Genomic DNA, 16,913 nt, shown 5'->3' on the forward strand with positions numbered 1-16,913 from the left:
CGGCATCCCAGCCCTCGTGTTTCTCATGCCGACGACGTCGTGGGGACGGGCCGGATTCGACGTTCATCGGCTGTCCGTCGCGTCGCGACGGACGCGCTGGCGGGATAGGAGCGCATCGTGGGGAGCATCCATGAACGGACCAGCCAGCGGGTCTACGAGCTCGCCGTCCTGGTCACCGCGCCGGTTTGTGGCGTCCTGTTGGTCGTGCTGCGCGTCCGGCCGCAGTCGGTGGAGGTGGCGATGCCCGACGTGATCAAAGTCTGCTGGGAGTTCGGCCTGATCGTGGTCGGCGTCGCGGGGCTGCTCGGCATGTTCTGGCCGGGGCAGCTCGGCACCGGGCTCGGCATCGAGCTCGCCGCGGTGCTGATGCTGGGCGCGATCGCCGCGATGTACGTCGTCTCCGTCCTGGTGGTCGCCGGCGCGCAGGCGGTGGTGGCGGCCTCGTTCGTCGGCGCGGTGGCGATCGGCTCGTGGCTGCGCTCGATGGAGATCGTGCGGTCGCTGCGCTGGATCATCCGCATGCACCAAGCCGGCATCGATCCGTGGCCGGAGGCGAAGACATGATCTTCGCGCAGACGCCCGGCTCTCCCTACTGGGCGCAGGTGCTGATCTCGACGCTCGGACTGTTCGGTGGCGCCAGCGGCCTCGGGGTGCTCGCCACGATCGCCGTGCAACGTCGGAAGTTGAAGGCCGACACGGCGGGGGCGCTGACCGACGCGGCTCTGGCCCTGGTACAGCCGTTGCGGACCCGGGTCACCGAACTGGAGAACGAGGCGCTGGCCGTCCGGGAGGAGCTGGCGACATCCCAACGGGAGCTGCAGGAGCTGCGAGCGACGGTGTGGGACCTGACCAGGACGCTGGACCGGTGGCGGGAGGCGATCCTGGCGCCGGACGCGACCATGCGCCGAATCCAGGCGCTCGTGACGGAGGAGGAGCGCCGGGTCCGCAACCAGCGCCGCCGCAACCCCTGACGATGCACCGTTCGCGTGCCCACTGAGGAGGCAGCCGGTCTTCACGGAGCGGGGTGAGCCGATATTTGTTAGGTAGCTTGCCTTATTAATAGATGGCGGCTACCTTGACTGCTAGCGACGAAGGTCGATGTGCGGTGAGCGTCGCGCGCGCTTTCTGCGGCATCGCTGGGCTCCGGAGGCAGTCATGACCATCGGCGGCGTACGTCTGCTCACCACCGTCATCCTCGCCCTGGTCGGCAGCGCGGTCGCTCCGGCCGCCCCCGCGACTCCCGCCGCAGCCGCCGTCTCGTTGGCCTCCGTCGTGCCGGCGCCGGTCACCGCCACCCCGGCCACCGGCGTCACCTACCGGGTCACCGCGGCCACGGCGATCTACACCGAACCCGATTCACCGGCGGTCGCGGACGTCGCCGGCCAACTCGCCGCCATCCTGCGCCGCTCCACCGGATATCCGATGCCGGTCGTCGACGCATCGAGCCCCACCCCGGCGGACGGCATCGCGCTGCTGCTGTCCGGGGCACCGGCGAGCGCCGGCAACGAGGGCTACCAGCTGGACGTCACGACGGCGTCGATCGCGGTACGCGCCAACCAGCCGGCGGGTCTGTTCGCCGGCGTCCAGACCCTGCGTCAGCTGCTGCCCCCGGCCGTCGAGAGCGCGACGGTGCAGCCCGGGCCGTGGGAGGTGGCCGGCGGGCGCATCATCGACCATCCGCGCTTCGCCCACCGCGGCGCGATGCTCGACGTCGCACGGCACTTCCTCCCGGTCGCCGTGGTCAAGCGGTACATCGACGAGATCGCCCTCTACAAGGTGAACCGGCTGCACCTGCACCTCTCCGACGACCAGGGCTGGCGCATCGCCGTCAACAGCTGGCCCAACCTCGCCGTCTATGGCGGGAGCACCCAGGTCGACGGCGGCACCGGCGGGTACTACACCCAGGACGAATACCGGCAGATCGTCGCGTACGCCGCCGCCCGGTACGTCATGGTCGTCCCCGAGATCGACATGCCGGGTCACACCAACGCGGCGCTCGCCTCGTACGCGGAACTGAACTGTGACGGCGTGGCGCCGAAGCTCTACACCGGCACCAGGGTCGGCTTCAGCTCGCTCTGCGTGAGCAAGGAGCTCACCTACACGTTCATCGATCAGGTTCTGGGCGAGCTCGCCACGCTGACTCCCGGGCCCTACCTGCACATCGGCGGCGACGAGGCCAGCTCCACCACCGCCGCCGACTACGCCACCTTCATGAACCGGGCACAGCCGATCGTCGCCGCACACGGCAAGACCGTCGTCGGCTGGCACGACATCGTCAACGCCCCGATCCTGCCGTCCACCGTCGCCCAGTACTGGGGGACCACGACCTCCCACGCCGCGGTGGCGACCGCCGCCGGGAACGGCACCAAGATCATCATGTCGCCGGCCAACCGCAGCTACCTCGACATGAAGTACAACTCCCGCACCCGGCTGGGCCAGCGCTGGGCCGGCTTCATCGACGTGCAGGACGCGTACGGCTGGGACCCGGGCACCTATCTCTCCGGAGTCGGAGAGACGTCGGTGCTCGGGGTCGAGGCGCCGCTGTGGACGGAGACGATCGAGACGCTCGCCGACGCCGAGTACATGGCCTTCCCGCGCCTGCCGGCGATCGCCGAGCTGGGCTGGTCACCGGCCAGCACCCACGACTGGACGTCCTTCCAGCAGCGGCTCGGCGCACAGGGCCCGCGCTGGCGCGTCATGGGCATCAACTACTACCACTCCGCCCAGGTGTCCTGGCCCACCGGCTCCTAGCCGCCGCGCACCGCACGGCACACCGCCTTGATCAGATCGAGGAGGCCACCACCCATGTCATCGCGCCTCATCATCGACCGACCTCGCCTGCTGAACCGCCGACTGCTCGGCACGCTGCTCGCGGCCCTGGCCCTCGTGGCAAGCGTCGGGCTCGTGCACGTGCCGAGCGCGAGCGCCGCCACCGTGGGCTCGACCGAACTGTCGACGGGCTGGGCGTTGCGGTCAGCCACCAACGTCACCGACCCGGGGGCGACCATCTCCCAGGTCGGCTACAGCACCGCGGGCTGGAGCCCGGTCTCGCTCCCGTCGACCGTCCTGGCCGGGCTGGTCGCCAACAACGTCTACCAGAACATCTACTTCGGTAGGAACCTGCAGTCGGTGCCCGACCTGACCGGCCAGAACTGGTGGTTCCGGGGGCAGTTCACCGCCTCGGCCGCGACCCCGGACCAGGCGTACTGGCTGCGCTTCAAGGGGATCAGCTACCGGGCCCAGATCTGGCTCAACGGCACCCAGCTCGACGCCAACGCGGTCGGCACCATGGTCGCGCACGAGTACAACGTGACGAACCTGATCCGGCACGGCGCGTCCAACGCGCTGGCGATCCTGGTCACCCCGCCGGCCCACGACTGCAAGGACCTGTCCTTCTGCACCGTGGACTGGAACCCGGAGGCGCCCGACATGAACGCCGGGCTCTGGGGCAGGACGCTGCTGGACACCACCGGGCCGGTGGCGTTGCGGGACCCGTACGTCCGGACGGTGCTGCCTCTGCCCGCAACCAACGCCGCCGACCTCACCGTCTACGTCGACGCCCTCAACGCGACCAACGCCCCGGTCACCGCGACGGTCAGCGCCACGATCACCAAGGCCGGCTATCCCACCATCTCGGCCAGCCAGGCCGTCACGCTGGCCGCCAACGAGCGCCGCGAGGTCACCTTCGACCCGGCGAGCTATCCGCAGCTGCACGTGGCCAACCCCGCCCTGTGGTGGCCCTACCAGTACGGCAGCCCGGAGCTCTACCAGCTCGCCACGTCGGCAACGGTCGCCGGTGCCACGTCGGACACCAAGTCGATCAACTTCGGCGTCCGCCAGTTCACCGACTACCGGACCACCGTCAACGGCACCTCGTTCGTCGGCTACCAGGTCAACGGGCAGAAAATCTTCTTCCGCGGCGGCGGCTACATGTGGGACATGCTGCAGCGGTGGGACACCAGCACCAACGCCACGCACGTCCAGTACGTCAAGGACATGGGCCTCAACACCATCCGCCTGGAGGGCACGCTCGGCAACGAGGAACTCTACGACCTGGCCGACCAGGCCGGCGTCATGATCATGCCGGGTTTCGTCTGCTGCAGCGCCTGGGAGAACGACAGCACCTGGACCGCCGAGCAGGAGCAGGTGGCCAACGCGTCGCTGGAGAGCCAACTGCGGGCGTTGCGCGCCCACGCCAGCCCGTTCATGTGGAACTACGGCAGCGACCAGCCGCCGACCGCCGCCCACCTGACCACGTACAAGAACACGGCGGCCCGGCTGCACTGGCAGAACCCCACGGTGGACAACGTGGCGACCTGGTCGAACGCCAACGCCGGCATGAAGATGGACGGCCCGTACAAGTGGGAGCCGCCGGTGCTGTGGTGGGACAGCCCCGCCCAGTCCGGCAGCGCGTTCGGCACCAACGCCGAGCAGGGCACTGAGGCGCCGCCGCCGCTGGAGAGCCTGCAGAAGTTCATCCCCGCCGCGGAGCTGTGGCCGATCGGGACCACCTGGAACTACCACGCCGGCAAACCCAGGAGCGTCTTCGACAACATCCAGGTCTTCACCGACGGCGTGAACAGGCGGTACGGCAGCACCACCAGCGCCGAGGACTACTCCCGCAAGTCGGAGCTGCAGAACTACGAGAACACGAGGTCGTTCTTCGAGGCGTGGAACTCGCACGAGTACAGCCAGTCGTTCGGGGTCATCTTCTGGATGCTCAACAACGCCTGGCCGGCGGTGCACTGGAACCTGTACGACTACTACTTCAAGCCCGGTGGCGGCTACTTCGGCAGCAAGAAGGCCAACGAGCCGGTCCACATCGCCTACGACTACAAGACCCGCAACGTGTACGCGGTCAACTCCACCCTGAGCGCACGCAGCGGGCTGACCGCCACGGCCAGCGTGTACAACATCCCGAACCTGATGCAGGCGTACACGACGACGGTGCCGGTCACCGCGGCGGCGAACGCGTCCACCCAGGTGCTTACCCTCCCGGCGCTGACCGGCCTGTCCGCGACCTACTTCATCCGGCTGCAGCTGAAGGACTCCGCCGGTGCGGTGGTCAGCAACAACCTCTACTGGTACTCCACCCAGGCCGACGCGCTGGGCAACAAGAAGAACTGGTACATGACCTCGGTCAAGACGTACGCCAACCTCACCGGGCTCAACAGCCTGCCGTCGAACCCCAACCTGGCGGCCAGCGTGACCCGGACCGCCTCCGGCGGGCAGGAGACCGCCACCATCCGACTGACCAACAACAGCCCGACGAACATCGCGTTCTTCCTGCGGCCGGAGATCACGGCCGGCAACGGGGGCAACGAGGTGCTGCCGGTGAACTACACCGACAACTACGTGTCCCTGTGGCCCGGGGAGTCGGCCACCGTCACTGCGAGCTACCAGACCAGCGACCTCGGCGGGCAGGCGCCCTACCTGCGCGTTCGGGGCTACAACATCCCCACGTCGTCGATTCCGGTGCCGTAACGACGGGCGGGAGCGGGGCACCGCCCCGCTCCCGTTCAGCCAGAGGGAAGCTTCGTGTCGGCCGGCACGTGCCGCAGCTCGGCCGGCCGGCCGGCCCGCTGCGCCAGGACGTGCGCGGCGAGCTGCACCGGCAGGATGTCGAGTACGCAGCCGCCGAGACCGGCCAGCCGCGGCAGCCGCACCACCAGCAGGCCGTCCTGCGCGGGCAGGTCGACGTCGACGGTGGCGCTGGCGCCCATCCCGAAGGCCACCAGGTTGCCCCACCGGGACGCCGCGGCGGCCTGGGCGCCCGCCGGGCCGGCCAGCGCCGCCCGCACCGCCGCCGCCGGCCGTCGTAGGTTCTCCGGCTGCGCCCGCACGCCGTCGAGGTAGTGGAGGTTCAACCCTTCACCGCCCCGGAGGCGAGGCCACCGATGAGGTAACGCTGGAACACCACCGCCAGCACCACCGGCGGCAACGCAGCGAGTACGCCGCCGGCGGCGATGAGGCCGAAGTCCACGGCGTTGCGCCCGGTGAACTCGGCGATCGCCACCGGGACCGTCTTGGCCTGGCTGGTCGAGGTGAAGATCAGCGAGTAGAGGAACTCGTCCCAGCACAACAGGAACGCGTACAGGGCGGTCGCCAGGATGCCGGGCTTGGACAGCGGCAGCATCACCCGGACGAGGGCGCCGAGGCGGCTGCACCCGTCGACCCGGGCCGCCTCCTCGAGCTCCACCGGCAGCGAACCGAAGAAGGTGCTCATGTTCCACAGGGCGAACGGGGTGGCCAGGGAGCAGTAGACGACGATCAGCCCGGTGCGCGTGTCGAGCAGCCCGAAGCGCGACATGAGCAGGTACAGCGGGATGATCAGCGCGATCGGCGGCAGCATGTAGGTGACCAGGAACGACAGCAGCGTCGCGCGGCGCAGCGGGAACCGCAGCCGGGCCAGGGCGTAGCCGCCCAGCACTCCGACGGCGAGCGAGATGACGACCGTGCCACCCGCCACCAGGAAGCTGTTGACCATCGCGCTGCGGAACGCCGCGCCGGCGCCGGTGCCGCCACCGGCGAAGATCTCCCGGTAGCGGTCGAGGGTGACGTGCTCGGGCAGCCAGCGCATCGGCCGGGAGACCACGTCGGTCTGGCCGACGAGCGAGGAGTAGAGCAGCCAGACGAACGGCGCGAGGATCACCACGGAAGTGGCGAGCGCGGCCAGGTGGACGAAGACGCGGTAGCGCAGGCTCGCTCTCACGGTGACCTCAGCTCGCTCTGGCGTAGCAGCCGCAGGTAGAGCAGGGCCAGCAGGAGAATCGCGACGACGGTCAGGTACGCCAGCGACGCGCCCGAGCTGAACCGCTGCGCGGAGAACGCCTGAAGGTAGGTGAAGAACGTGATCGTCTGCGTGCCGCTCGCGGGCCCGCCGCCGGTCATCACGTAGACGATGTCGAAGACCTTGAACGCCTCGATGGTGCGCAGCACCAGCACCAGGGCGATGTTCGGCACCAGCAGTGGCAGCGTGATCCGGAAGAAGGCGCGGATCGGGCCGGCGCCGTCGACCCGCGCCGCCTCGTAGAGCCCGCGGGGGATCGTCTGCAACCCGGCCAGCAGGAAGAACGCCACCAGGGAGGTGTTCTTCCAGACGTCGGCCACGACCACCATGTTGAGGGCGAGGAACGGGTCGTTGCCGAGCCACGACCGGTAGTCGTCCTGCAGGTTCAGCTGGGTGAGCAGGGCGTTGGCCACGCCGTACTGGGCGTTGAGGATCCACCGCCACATCGCGCCGTTGACGATGGTCGGCAGCGCCCAGGGCAGGATCACGATCGCGCGGAACAGCCAGCGCAGCCGGATCGGCGCGGCGAGCAGGTGGGCCAGCCCGAGCCCGAGGGCCAGCTCGAGCGCGGTGGAGACGAGGGTGAAGTAGGTGGTGTGTCCGACCGCCGCCCACAGGCGGTCGTCGGCCAGGATCTCGGTGTAGTTGCGTAGGCCGACGAACGGATACCGGCCGGGGAATGGGCTGTCGACGTCGTAGAAAGAGATGACCAGGGCGCGTCCGGCCGGGTACAGGACCACGCCGAAGACGACGAGCGCCGCGGGCAGGAGCAGGAGCAGCGCCAGTCGGGTCTGGCCGCCGCCAGCGCGCCGCGCGAACGGCCTCCGGCGCGCCGGCCGGGCTGGCCGGGTGGCCGGTGGCGTGGGTGCCGGGCGCGCCGGTGGCGCGGCGCTCATGAAAGCAAAGTACGGACTTGTTCGGCGGCGTCGTCCAGGGCCTTCTTCGGCGGTTTCCGGTTCAGCAGGGCGTTCTGCAGCTCGGCCTGCAGGATCTGGCTGATCTCGTTGTAGCGGGGCACCTGCGGTCGGGCGATGAGGTTGGCGAGCTGTTTCTTGGCCACCGGCACGACCTGCGGCAGGGTGGACGCCACGGCCGGGTCGTCGTACGACTTCGTCCAGCAGGGCAGTGAGCTCTTGGCGTACTTGTCCTGCACACCGGCGCTGGTGATGTAGCTGATGTACGTCCAGGCCGCCTTCTGGTTCCTGCTGCCGGAGCAGACCGACAGGGCCATCGAGCCGTTGACGCCCGGGGCGCTGGCCGGACCCGACGGGGTGGTCGCCACGCCGACCTTGCCGGCGATTTTCGACTGCTGGGGGTCGTTGGCGGCGTTGAACATGTAGGTCCAGTTGAGCGCCATCGCCGCCTGGCCGTCGGAGAAGATCTTACGGACGTCCTCTTCCAGCGACTCGACCGAGTTGGGGTTGGTGAGCTTCGTGTCGAGGGTCCGCTTCATGAACTCCAGCGCCTGCAGGCCGCCGCCGGTGTTGAAGGCGATCGACTTTCCGTCGTCGGACAGGAACTTGCCGCCGAAGGCGCCCACGAGCTGGGTGTAGTCGCAGACCAGCGCCTCGGCCTGCTTCCAGCTCCAGATCAGCGGATGCTCGACGATCTTCTTGGCTTTGAGGGTCTGGGCGGCGGTGAGGACGCCGTCCCAGGTGGACAGGCTGGCCGGGTCGACGCCGGCCTTGCTGATCATGTCGGTGTTGTAGAAGAGGTACTTCGTGTCGAGGATCCACGGCACGCCGTAGTAGCGGTCGCGGTAGGCGGCGGTGGCGAGGGCGCCGCCGAGCATGTCGCTCTTCCACTCCGCCGGGAACTGGTCGGTCACGTCGGTGACGATGCGTTTGCTGCCGAACTCGGCCGGCCAGATCACGTCGATCAGCACCACGTCGAAGGTGCTGGCGGGGGCCGCCGCGACGATCTTGTCGTGCAGCGCCTCGTAGGCGACGAAGGACGGCTCGACCTTGATCTTCGGATACTTCTTCTGGAACTCGTCGGTCATCGCACGGATGTCGTCTTCGGAGTAGCCGGCCTGCTTCATGAACAGGGCCTTGATCTGGCCTTCGCCGTTGCCTGCCGCGCCGCTGTCAGCGCCGCTGCCGGTGTCGCTGCCTCCGCCCACGTCGCAGGCGGCGAGAAGGAGGCCCGCGCCGGTGACAGCCGTCAGTTGGAGAAGTCTTCGCCTGGACAGCTCGCTCATGTTCTCCGACATGATCGCCCTCCTGGGGCATTAGGTAGGCTGCTTAACAAAAACTTGTACTCGGTTCGCGATCACCGGTCAAGACCGTCGTCGCAGCATCCGGGTCAACCGGCGAAGGGGTGGTTTCCCGTTGGTCTCCGTCGACCCGTCCGGCCGGGCGGTACTGGCCGCGCTGCTCGACAGTGTGCCGATGACCCGGCCGGAACTCGCCCGCCTGACCAGCCTGTCCCGGCCCACCATCTCCGAGGTGGTCCGTCGGCTGGTCGACAGTGGCCTGATCGTCGACGCCGGCGTGCGGCGCGGCCGACCCGGCCGGGTGCCGACCTACTACCGGCTGGCGCCGACCGCCGGATACGTGGTGGCAGTCGACGTCGGTGGGGACAACCTCCGCGTCGCGGCGGCGGACATGAGCGGGGCGCTCTGCTACGAACAGCGGCAGCCGACCCGAGCCACCGGGGCGAGCCGGGTCGCCGCGAAGGTGGCCCGGATGATCGGATCCGCGACGGAGGCGGTGGGCGACCAGCTCGGGCCGCTTCGCCGGGTCGGGGTGTCGGCACCGGGGGTCATCCACGCCGACGGCCGCACCATGTCGGTCGCCCGCAACCTCGGTGAGGAGGGTTCCTTCGACCTGATCACGCCGATCGAGGCGCGCGTCGACGCGCCCGTCGTCCTGGAGAACAACGTCAACCTCGCGGCGCTCGGCGAGCGCTGGCGAGGGCACGCCCGCGACGTCGCCACTTTCGCGTTCCTGGCCGTCGGTGCCGGCATCGGCATGGGGCTGGTTCACAACGGTGAGCTGGTCCGCGGGGCGCACGGCGCCGCCGGTGAGGTGGCCTACCTGCCGCTGCCGGGCTCCGTCCCACCCGAGCAGCGGGGCGGGCGGGGCAGAGAGCAGTTGGCGGACGAGGCGGGGGCCTACGGCGTACTCGCGGCACTGAAGGCCCGCCCGACCTGGCCGGGAACCCGTCCGTCGTCGGTGGAGGAGCTGTTCGCCCAGGCCGCCACGGGAGTGCCCGCCGCGCGGGACCTGGTGGAGGCGGAGGCGCGGCAACTCGGCCTCACGATCGCCAGCGCCTGCGCGGTCTTCGACCCCGAACTCGTCGTACTCGGTGGGGGTGTGGGCCGCAACCCGCTGCTGCTGCCGACGGTCCGGGAGACGGTCAACGCGTACGCGCCGTTCCCGCCGCGGATCGAGACCAGCGCGCTGGGCGAGGCGGCATCGCTCACGGGGGCGCTGTTCGTCGCACTGGAGGCCGCGCGTGCCGAACTGCTGCGCAGCGTCAGCGGCGCCGACGGTGGCTGACCGGGGGCCGGTCGGCGTATCCGGTGGCGGGACCGGCCACCGGATACGCCGGGATCAGGGAGACGCTGTGCCGCGACGCCCGCGCGGCACGGCCTAACCGCAGGTGCCGCCGACGACGAACCAGCAGGCCGTGTGGGGTGAGGTCTTGAAGAAGCGCAGCAAGAGGCTCGCCACCTTCTGCCGCCCCGAGTTGGACGGATGCGTACCGTCCGAGCCGAAGTCCGACCGGTCCCAGACGAGCCCGTCGGAGCGGGGCTGCAGGCCGTTGGCCCAGAGGTAGGGGCCCCAGGCCGCCCACGCGGTGGTGTTGTTGTAGTCCAGGTTGCCGGCCCGAGGATCGGTGCCACCGCCCGACATCTGGGTGATCTGCGCCTGGATCACCCACTTGACGCCGAAGCCCGTCTCGTAGGCGTACGGCTCGGGGTTCAGGCTGGTGGTGGCGTACCCGGCGTAGATCCGGCTGGAGAAGAAGACCTGCTGCAGGTTGGGATAGCGCTTCTTCAACGCCCGGAGGATGTTGCCCTGCTGGGTCACGAGTTGGTAGGCGTCGGCGTTGGTCGCGGGCAGGGACACCGACGGATTGGCGTTGGCGACCTTGACCCAGGCGACTTGGACCTGCCGTTCGGTCAGGCCGAGAGGCGCCAGTCTGGTGTCCCGGACCCGGTCGTAGTTGGCGTCGGTCGGCGCGTCCCAGGTGCCGGCGGTCTGGCCGCCCGCGGCGCCGTCGACAATGACCAGCTTGTCGTGGTTGACCTGCGGGTCTGCGGCGGCCTGACCGATGAGGGAGAACGGCGCGCACTTTCCGCTGGCATCTCCCGAGCAGAACTCCTGGGTGGTGTTGGACATGCCGATGGAGAGCAGGACGTACTTGCCGTTGGCGCTCGGCGCGCCGGTGGTGTCGAGCGGGCGTACGCGCAGGGCTCTGGTGACTCCGGCCGTGCGATGAGCGTCCGGCATGGTGTTCCGGCCCGCCGGATACAGGCCGCCTTGGAAGCCGAGGTAGCTGCCGGTGCCGAGGTCGTTGATGGGCTGGACGGCGGCGGCGACCGCATCGGGCATGCCGACGACAGTGGCCATCACGAAGGCGGCCAGCATCGCCAGAAGTCGCCGAACATTGATAATCATGACGATCAACCTAGGAAATAAAGCGATGATCGTCAATTCCGACCGCGTCGGCTTTTCCTGGACCGACGGCTCCCTGATCGGCTTCTCAAAATCCGGTGTGGATTCTCAAGGACGAACCACGCCACGGCATCCCTGCCGAGCGCCGGGGCAGCTACGGCTGGGCTCAGTAGCGGGTCTCCGCGCCCCGGGTGGCGCCGCCGTCAGAGGCGACGCCATCCGGAGGGCCTGCCGAGGGCGGATCGCCACCAGGTGGGAGCGGTTTGCGGGCCCGGATGGTGAGCCCTGCGGCGACGAGGCCGAGGACGATGGTCGCCACGGCGCACACGAGCAGTGCCTGCCGGGCTCCGACGGCGGTCGTCAGCGGGCCGCCGAGCATGGTGCCCAGCGGCACCGCCAGGACGGTGACGGCGCCGTTGGCCGCCAGGACCTGCGGGAGTGTGGTCGTGGTGGTGCTGCGTTGGAACAGCGCCATCGACGTGGACCGGTACGGAGCCCAGATGAGGCCGGCGAGGGCGAAGGCCGGTAGCGACAGGCCGATCGGTGCGTTCAGGCCGAGGGGCAGCATGGCGGCGCCGAAGCCGATGACGATGCCGACTGTGGTGGGCCACAACGACCAGCGGTGCAGGTATCCGGTGGCGAGCCCGCCGACGAGGGCGCCGACTCCGAACGCGGTGTAGTAGATCCCGAGCGTCGGGGCGGCGGCGTGCAGATCCTCCACGACATGGATCGGCATGGCCACGTAGAACGGCCCGAAGAGGAAGAAGAACCCGAAGGTCAGGGCCAGCAGGCCGAGCAGCGCCCGGTCGTGGCGGATGACGGCGAACCCGGCGGTGCGGGAGGAGCCACGGTCTTCCGGAGCTGCCCGGCCGGTGGGCGAAATCGCGAGGCGGTACGTGAGGGCCAGGACGGCGAAGCTCACCGCGTCGATGGCGATGACCCACACCGGACCGGCCCAGCTGATGAGGATGGCCGCCAGTGGCGGTCCGGCGATGGTCGCGACCTGGCCGATGATCGAGAGCACCGCGTTGGCGGGCAGGTGGTGCCGTCGGGGGAGCAGTTCGGCGATCAGGGTGAAGCGCCCGGCGGAGCCCCACGAGTGCAGCAGCGACGACGCGGCGAGCAGCATCACGTACCACCCGATGCTGAGCACCCCGAACAGGTGGGCGGCGGGGATGGCCGCGAGTGCGGCGGCGCGCAGGATCGCGTCCCAGCCGGCGAGCTGGGCGCCGTTTCGGCCGCTCAGCAGCTGGCCGAAGATCACGGTTCCGGCCGCGCTGGGCAGGGTGTAGGCCGCCACCGCGACCGCAACCCAGGTCCCGCGCTGCCCGTGCGGCGCGAGCTGGATCGCCAACCAGGTCACCGCGATCAACGACATGCCGTCGCCGAGGGCGGACACCGCCAGCCCGGGCAGGACGCGTCGCAGCAGGGGATGGCTGAGCACCGGCCAGTACGGCGACGACCGGAGAAGCCGGGGCGGCACGGTGTGGGGCGGCATGCTGCTACCTGACCCGGTGCAGGGCGCTCGTGCCAAGGAAATCGGCTGTGGGCAGAAGGCCGGGTGCCCCGGAGGCTGGCGGGATCAGTCGGCCATCGGGCATGCTGCCCAGCGCATGATGCAGGCCGTCACCGGGGTGACGTTGTTGTGCCTCGGGGTGGCCGTCGCAGCCAGTGCCTGACCCGCCAACCGGACGGTGCCGGCGCGGGTCTGGTTCCATAACGCGCGGATAGGACCCAGAGGGTATGTCGCGGCTCATCCATTGATCTCAATATGATGTCCGCAATCTCGAATCAGGTGCGCTCACGAGGCGTGCCAGTCCTGATGCGGAGGAACACATGGTTCGCTGGCGCACCCTCACCGGCCTGCTGGCCGCCGCGCTCGCCGCGGTGACCGCAGGCAGCCTCACTCTCGCGGCACCCGCCGCGGCCGACCGCACCGTCTCGCCGTACGTCGTCGGCGGCACCCGGGCCGCCCAGGGCGAGTTCCCGTTCATGGTGCGGCTCTCGATGGGCTGCGGCGGCGCCCTCTACAGCCCGCGGCTGGTGCTCACCGCCGCGCACTGCGTCGGTGCTACGGGCACCAACACCAGCATCACCGCGACCCTCGGCGTGGTCGATCTCCAGTCACCGAGCCGGATCACCGTGAAGTCGAACTACGTCTACCGCGCCCCGGGATACAACGGCAACGGTAAGGACTGGGCCCTGATCCGACTGGCCACGCCGGTCACCGGGCTGAGCACGCTGAAGATCGCCAACACCACCGCGTACGACAACGGCACCTTCACGGTAGCCGGCTGGGGCGCCCCGTACGAGGGCGGCCCGCAGCAGCGGTACCTGCTCAAGGCGACCGTGCCGTTCGTCAGCGACTCCACCTGCAACTCCTACTACGGCGGCCAGATCATCGCCGCCGAGGAGATCTGCGCCGGCTACGCCAGCGGCGGCGTGGACACCTGTCAAGGCGACTCGGGCGGCCCGATGTTCCGTCGCGACGCCAGCAACGCCTGGATCCAGGTCGGCATCGTCAGCTGGGGCAACGGCTGCGCCCGGCCCAACTACCCGGGCGTCTACACCCAGGTGAGCTACTTCGCCTCGGCGATCGCCTCGGCCGCCGCGAGCCTCGGCGGCTAACTGTACGACCCGATCGGGCGGCCCGGCTGGTGACCAGCCGGGCCGCCGTCTTTTCGGCGCGTGGCGGCGACCAGGGGCGGCCGGCGGATGCCCGCCAGCCAGGTCGCAGGGATATCAACCCATCTTGGCCAACATCTCCTGCATTCGCTGGATCTCGATGCTCTGGTCGGCGTTGACCTCACGGGCGAACTGGTCGCTCGCCGGTTCGAGCCCGCCGCCGGTCGCGTAGAGCTCCTCCACCATCGCCAACGCGCCCTGATGGTGGCGGATCATGAAGGTGAGGAAGAGACGGTCGAACTCCGCGCCGCGCGCCTGCTTGAGCTGGTCGAGCTGCTCGGCGGTGAGCATCCCCGGCATGAGCTTGTCGTGCCCGGCGTGGCCTCCGTTCGGCCCCGTGCTCGGCACGTTCCGCTCCGTGAGCCACCGCTGCATCCGCGCGATCTCGTCCGTCTGCGACACGTCGATCCGCTTGGCGAGCAGGGTCACGTCCGGGTTGGTGGTGCGTCCCTGCAGGAGGGCGGTCATCTCCAGGGCCTGTGCGTGGTGCGGGATCATCCCCTGGATGAAGAGGCTGTCCGCCGCGGTGAATCCCGGCGGCGAGACCTGCGACAGGTCGGTCCCGGACAGCGACTTGCCCGGTTGGCCCGGTGCCCCCGGCTGCACCACGTGCGCGCTCGGCGGACGGTACCCCGGATCATCGCCATTCGCCCAGAGGGCGGCACCCACCCCCGAGCCGACGACGACCGTGGCGATCACGGCGGAGATGACCACGCGACGAGAGAGGTGCATGATTCACGTACCAATCCGGGCTTGAGCTGCGCATAAGTGAAGGCCATGGTGCCTCATGTCGGTCGCCCTCACCAGATCACGAAACGGCTACCGGTACCAAGGGCCGATCATTACGAGTGACGTTGGGAGGCGCTTTCCACGGCCGAGGGTGGGTCGAGACATCGGAGCTGGGATGGCTGGTGTGCGCCTCCAGCGTGTCGTCGATGCACGACTGGTGAAGGGCACCTCGGCTCGAAGGCTTCGAGCCGAGGTGCCCTTCGGTCAGGGACCGGTCAGAGCGAGCCCGCCAGGTCCAGGATCGCCTGCTTCAGCTTCTGCTGGTCCGAAGCGGTCAGCTTGCCGGCGATCTCCTGCAGCTGGGACACCGCGGCGTCCCGCTGGCCGTTGGCGGAGAACCGCTCGGCCCGCTGGAGGAACATGTCGACCTGGGACTTCAGCGGGTGACCGAGGGCCTCGGCACGGACGAGCTGGTCGTAGTGCGCGCGGGCGACCGCGAAGCTCGGCGTCCAGCTGACCTTCGGCTGACCCTGGGCGTTGAACTGGCCGAGCCGCACCTCGGAGGCCGCCTGGATCTCCGCCTTCGACAGGTGCTGGCTGGGGGTCAGCTTGAACGCGTCGAAGCCACGGGCGATCTCGTTGCCGTAGAGGCTGCCGTTGTACCAGTACGCCGACCAGAACCCACCGAGCACGAGCGAGTTCGGGTTGACCGGACCCCGGTCGAAGAACGCGATCTCGTGCGGGTTCTTCGAGTCGGTGAAGTCGAACACCGAGATGCCGCCCTGGTACCAGGCCTGCATCATGATGTCGCGGCCCGGCACCGGGATCAGCGACCCGTTGTGCGCGACGCAGTTCTCCTGCAGCGTCTGCGGAACCGGCAGCTTGTAGTAGCTGGCGAACTTCATCTTCTTGTCGACGATGTCGAAGATGGCGTTGGCGCCCCACTCCGGCAGGTCGGTGTCGCGGCAGCGGGCACCGCTACCGCCACCCCACTCGTCGGTGAAGATCACCTTGGTGCCGTCGTTGTTGAACGTCGCCGAGTGCCAGTACGCGAAGTTCGGGTCGGACACCTCATCGATCCGGCGGGGGTTCGCCGGGTCCGAGATGTCGATCAGGATGCCGTTGCCCTGGCAGGCGCCGGCGGCCAGCCCGATCTCCGGGTACGCGGTGATGTCGTGGCAGGCGTTGGTGTTCGGCGACGGCGACCAGGTGCTGCCGGACGGGTGCCGAGGCGTCTGCGGACCGTTCTGCAGGCCGTCGATCCGGCCCGTCTGCGGGTCCTGGAACAGCCGCGGCTGGTTCACGACGGCGGCCTGCTGAGGCGCCGCGAGCGGCACCTTGATGACGTCGATCCGCCACCGCGACGGGTTCTCACCGTCCGCGGCGTTGTTGTTGCACCCCTCCATCGTCGTAGCCGGCCGCACCGAGGTGGTGCCGGAGACGTAGATGTAGATGTTGTTGGGGTCCTTGGGGTCGGTCACCACGGTGTGCGTGTGCGAGCCGCGGCAGAGCTGAACGCCCGCGACCTGCACCGGGTTGCGCACGTCGCTGATGTCGAAGATCCGGACGCCCTGGAACCGGGTGCCGACGCTGGCGTTGGTGCCACAGTCGACCCGCCCGCGCGACTCCTCCACCGACATGAAGACCAGGTTGCCGTAGGCGGACAGGTCGCCCTGCCCGCCGGGGCACACCACGCTGGTGACCACAGTCGGGTCGGTGGGCTTGGAGACGTCGATGATGTTGAACCCGTTGTAGTTGCCCGACAACGCGTACTTGCCGCTGAAGGCGAGGTCCGAGTTGTAGAACCCGCCGTTACCCGGGTTCGCCGGGTCGACGAAGCCCGCCGGCTTGTCGCGGTGCGCGACGTGCTCCAGGTTGCTGATCGCCGACTGCGCGTCGAGCCAGCCGGCGCCGAGGCCGACGCGCGGATCGGGCTCCGCTGCCGACGCCGTGCCGGGCACCGAGGCGGCCATGAGCAGCCCCGCGGCCATGAGGCCGAGCGCCTGCCGGCCTCTGCGTGATCTAGTGGTTGGTTGGTGGGTCATGTGCCGCCTTCCGATCGAAGGACCTGACGCGCGACGTCC

The 16,913-nt window shown here is 69.4% G+C and carries 14 protein-coding genes; 6 read left to right on the forward strand and 8 right to left on the reverse strand.

The genetic code is table 11. The annotated features are described in order from the left end of the window. Positions 1 to 117 precede the first annotated feature (117 nt). The 4 genes from ACGF4F_RS02475 to ACGF4F_RS02490 all read left to right on the forward strand — a co-directional run bounded on the left by ACGF4F_RS02475 (position 118) and on the right by ACGF4F_RS02490 (position 5,484). Positions 118 to 564, forward strand: coding sequence for a hypothetical protein (locus ACGF4F_RS02475; RefSeq protein ID WP_357435356.1), 447 nt, complete (start codon positions 118 to 120; stop codon positions 562 to 564). After that, a complete protein-coding gene (locus ACGF4F_RS02480) occupies positions 561 to 971 on the forward strand; it encodes a hypothetical protein (protein ID WP_357435354.1) in 411 nt (136 codons plus the stop codon). Before ACGF4F_RS02475 ends, ACGF4F_RS02480 begins: the two co-directional genes overlap by 4 nt. A 184-nt stretch (positions 972 to 1,155) precedes the next feature. After that, positions 1,156 to 2,751, forward strand: a complete 1,596-nt coding sequence (locus tag ACGF4F_RS02485) for a beta-N-acetylhexosaminidase (RefSeq protein WP_393074100.1) — start codon at positions 1,156 to 1,158, stop codon at positions 2,749 to 2,751. Between the two features lie 54 nt (positions 2,752 to 2,805). Next, the gene (locus ACGF4F_RS02490) at positions 2,806 to 5,484 is read left to right on the forward strand and encodes a hypothetical protein (protein ID WP_393074103.1); all 2,679 of its coding nucleotides are present in this window, start codon (positions 2,806 to 2,808) and stop codon (positions 5,482 to 5,484) included. Positions 5,485 to 5,519: 35 nt separating this feature from the next. On the opposite strand, the gene ACGF4F_RS02495 is transcribed toward ACGF4F_RS02490, so the two are convergent. The 4 genes from ACGF4F_RS02495 to ACGF4F_RS02510 are packed head-to-tail and all read right to left on the reverse strand — an operon-like array spanning position 5,520 to position 9,002. After that, on the reverse strand, positions 5,520 to 5,867 hold the full coding sequence (locus ACGF4F_RS02495; protein ID WP_357435347.1) for a hypothetical protein: 348 nt from the start codon (positions 5,865 to 5,867) through the stop codon (positions 5,520 to 5,522). Continuing rightward, a complete protein-coding gene (locus tag ACGF4F_RS02500) occupies positions 5,864 to 6,712 on the reverse strand; it encodes a carbohydrate ABC transporter permease (protein ID WP_357435345.1) in 849 nt (282 codons plus the stop codon). Before ACGF4F_RS02500 ends, ACGF4F_RS02495 begins: the two co-directional genes overlap by 4 nt. Continuing rightward, on the reverse strand, positions 6,709 to 7,686 hold the full coding sequence (locus ACGF4F_RS02505) for a sugar ABC transporter permease (RefSeq protein WP_357435343.1): 978 nt from the start codon (positions 7,684 to 7,686) through the stop codon (positions 6,709 to 6,711). The genes ACGF4F_RS02500 and ACGF4F_RS02505 overlap by 4 nt, the downstream gene beginning before the upstream one ends. After that, positions 7,683 to 9,002, reverse strand: a complete 1,320-nt coding sequence (locus ACGF4F_RS02510) for an extracellular solute-binding protein (protein ID WP_393074108.1) — start codon at positions 9,000 to 9,002, stop codon at positions 7,683 to 7,685. The genes ACGF4F_RS02505 and ACGF4F_RS02510 overlap by 4 nt, the downstream gene beginning before the upstream one ends. 118 nt (positions 9,003 to 9,120) lie before the next feature. Here ACGF4F_RS02510 and ACGF4F_RS02515 point away from each other — a divergent pair, with 118 nt between their 5' ends. Beyond that, positions 9,121 to 10,293 (forward strand): ROK family transcriptional regulator, encoded by a 1,173-nt coding sequence (locus ACGF4F_RS02515; RefSeq protein ID WP_357435339.1) that lies wholly within the window; start codon positions 9,121 to 9,123, stop codon positions 10,291 to 10,293. Positions 10,294 to 10,386: 93 nt separating this feature from the next. Here ACGF4F_RS02515 and ACGF4F_RS02520 read toward each other — a convergent pair whose 3' ends face one another. Together ACGF4F_RS02520 and ACGF4F_RS02525 are read right to left on the reverse strand one after the other, a co-directional pair. Then, positions 10,387 to 11,418 carry a hypothetical protein gene (locus tag ACGF4F_RS02520; protein ID WP_357435336.1) on the reverse strand — a complete coding sequence of 344 codons (1,032 nt, stop codon included), beginning with the start codon at positions 11,416 to 11,418 and terminating at the stop codon, positions 10,387 to 10,389. A gap of 163 nt (positions 11,419 to 11,581) precedes the next feature. After that, positions 11,582 to 12,913, reverse strand: coding sequence for an MFS transporter (locus ACGF4F_RS02525; protein WP_393074113.1), 1,332 nt, complete (start codon positions 12,911 to 12,913; stop codon positions 11,582 to 11,584). Positions 12,914 to 13,251: 338 nt separating this feature from the next. On the opposite strand from ACGF4F_RS02525, the gene ACGF4F_RS02530 reads away from it, so the two are divergent. Then, positions 13,252 to 14,043 carry a serine protease gene (locus tag ACGF4F_RS02530; RefSeq protein ID WP_357435333.1) on the forward strand — a complete coding sequence of 264 codons (792 nt, stop codon included), beginning with the start codon at positions 13,252 to 13,254 and terminating at the stop codon, positions 14,041 to 14,043. 114 nt (positions 14,044 to 14,157) lie between these two features. Here the strand turns inward: ACGF4F_RS02530 and ACGF4F_RS02535 are convergent, their stop codons facing one another. Together ACGF4F_RS02535 and ACGF4F_RS02540 are read right to left on the reverse strand one after the other, a co-directional pair. Further along, positions 14,158 to 14,814, reverse strand: a complete 657-nt coding sequence (locus ACGF4F_RS02535; RefSeq protein WP_393074116.1) for a DUF305 domain-containing protein — start codon at positions 14,812 to 14,814, stop codon at positions 14,158 to 14,160. 290 nt (positions 14,815 to 15,104) lie between these two features. Then, positions 15,105 to 16,874 carry an LVIVD repeat-containing protein gene (locus tag ACGF4F_RS02540; protein WP_393074119.1) on the reverse strand — a complete coding sequence of 590 codons (1,770 nt, stop codon included), beginning with the start codon at positions 16,872 to 16,874 and terminating at the stop codon, positions 15,105 to 15,107. Between the last annotated feature and the right edge of the window lie 39 nt (positions 16,875 to 16,913).

Origin of the sequence: Micromonospora sp. NPDC047740 (genome assembly GCF_043204735.1) — a bacterium.
GTDB lineage: Bacteria > Actinomycetota > Actinomycetes > Mycobacteriales > Micromonosporaceae > Micromonospora.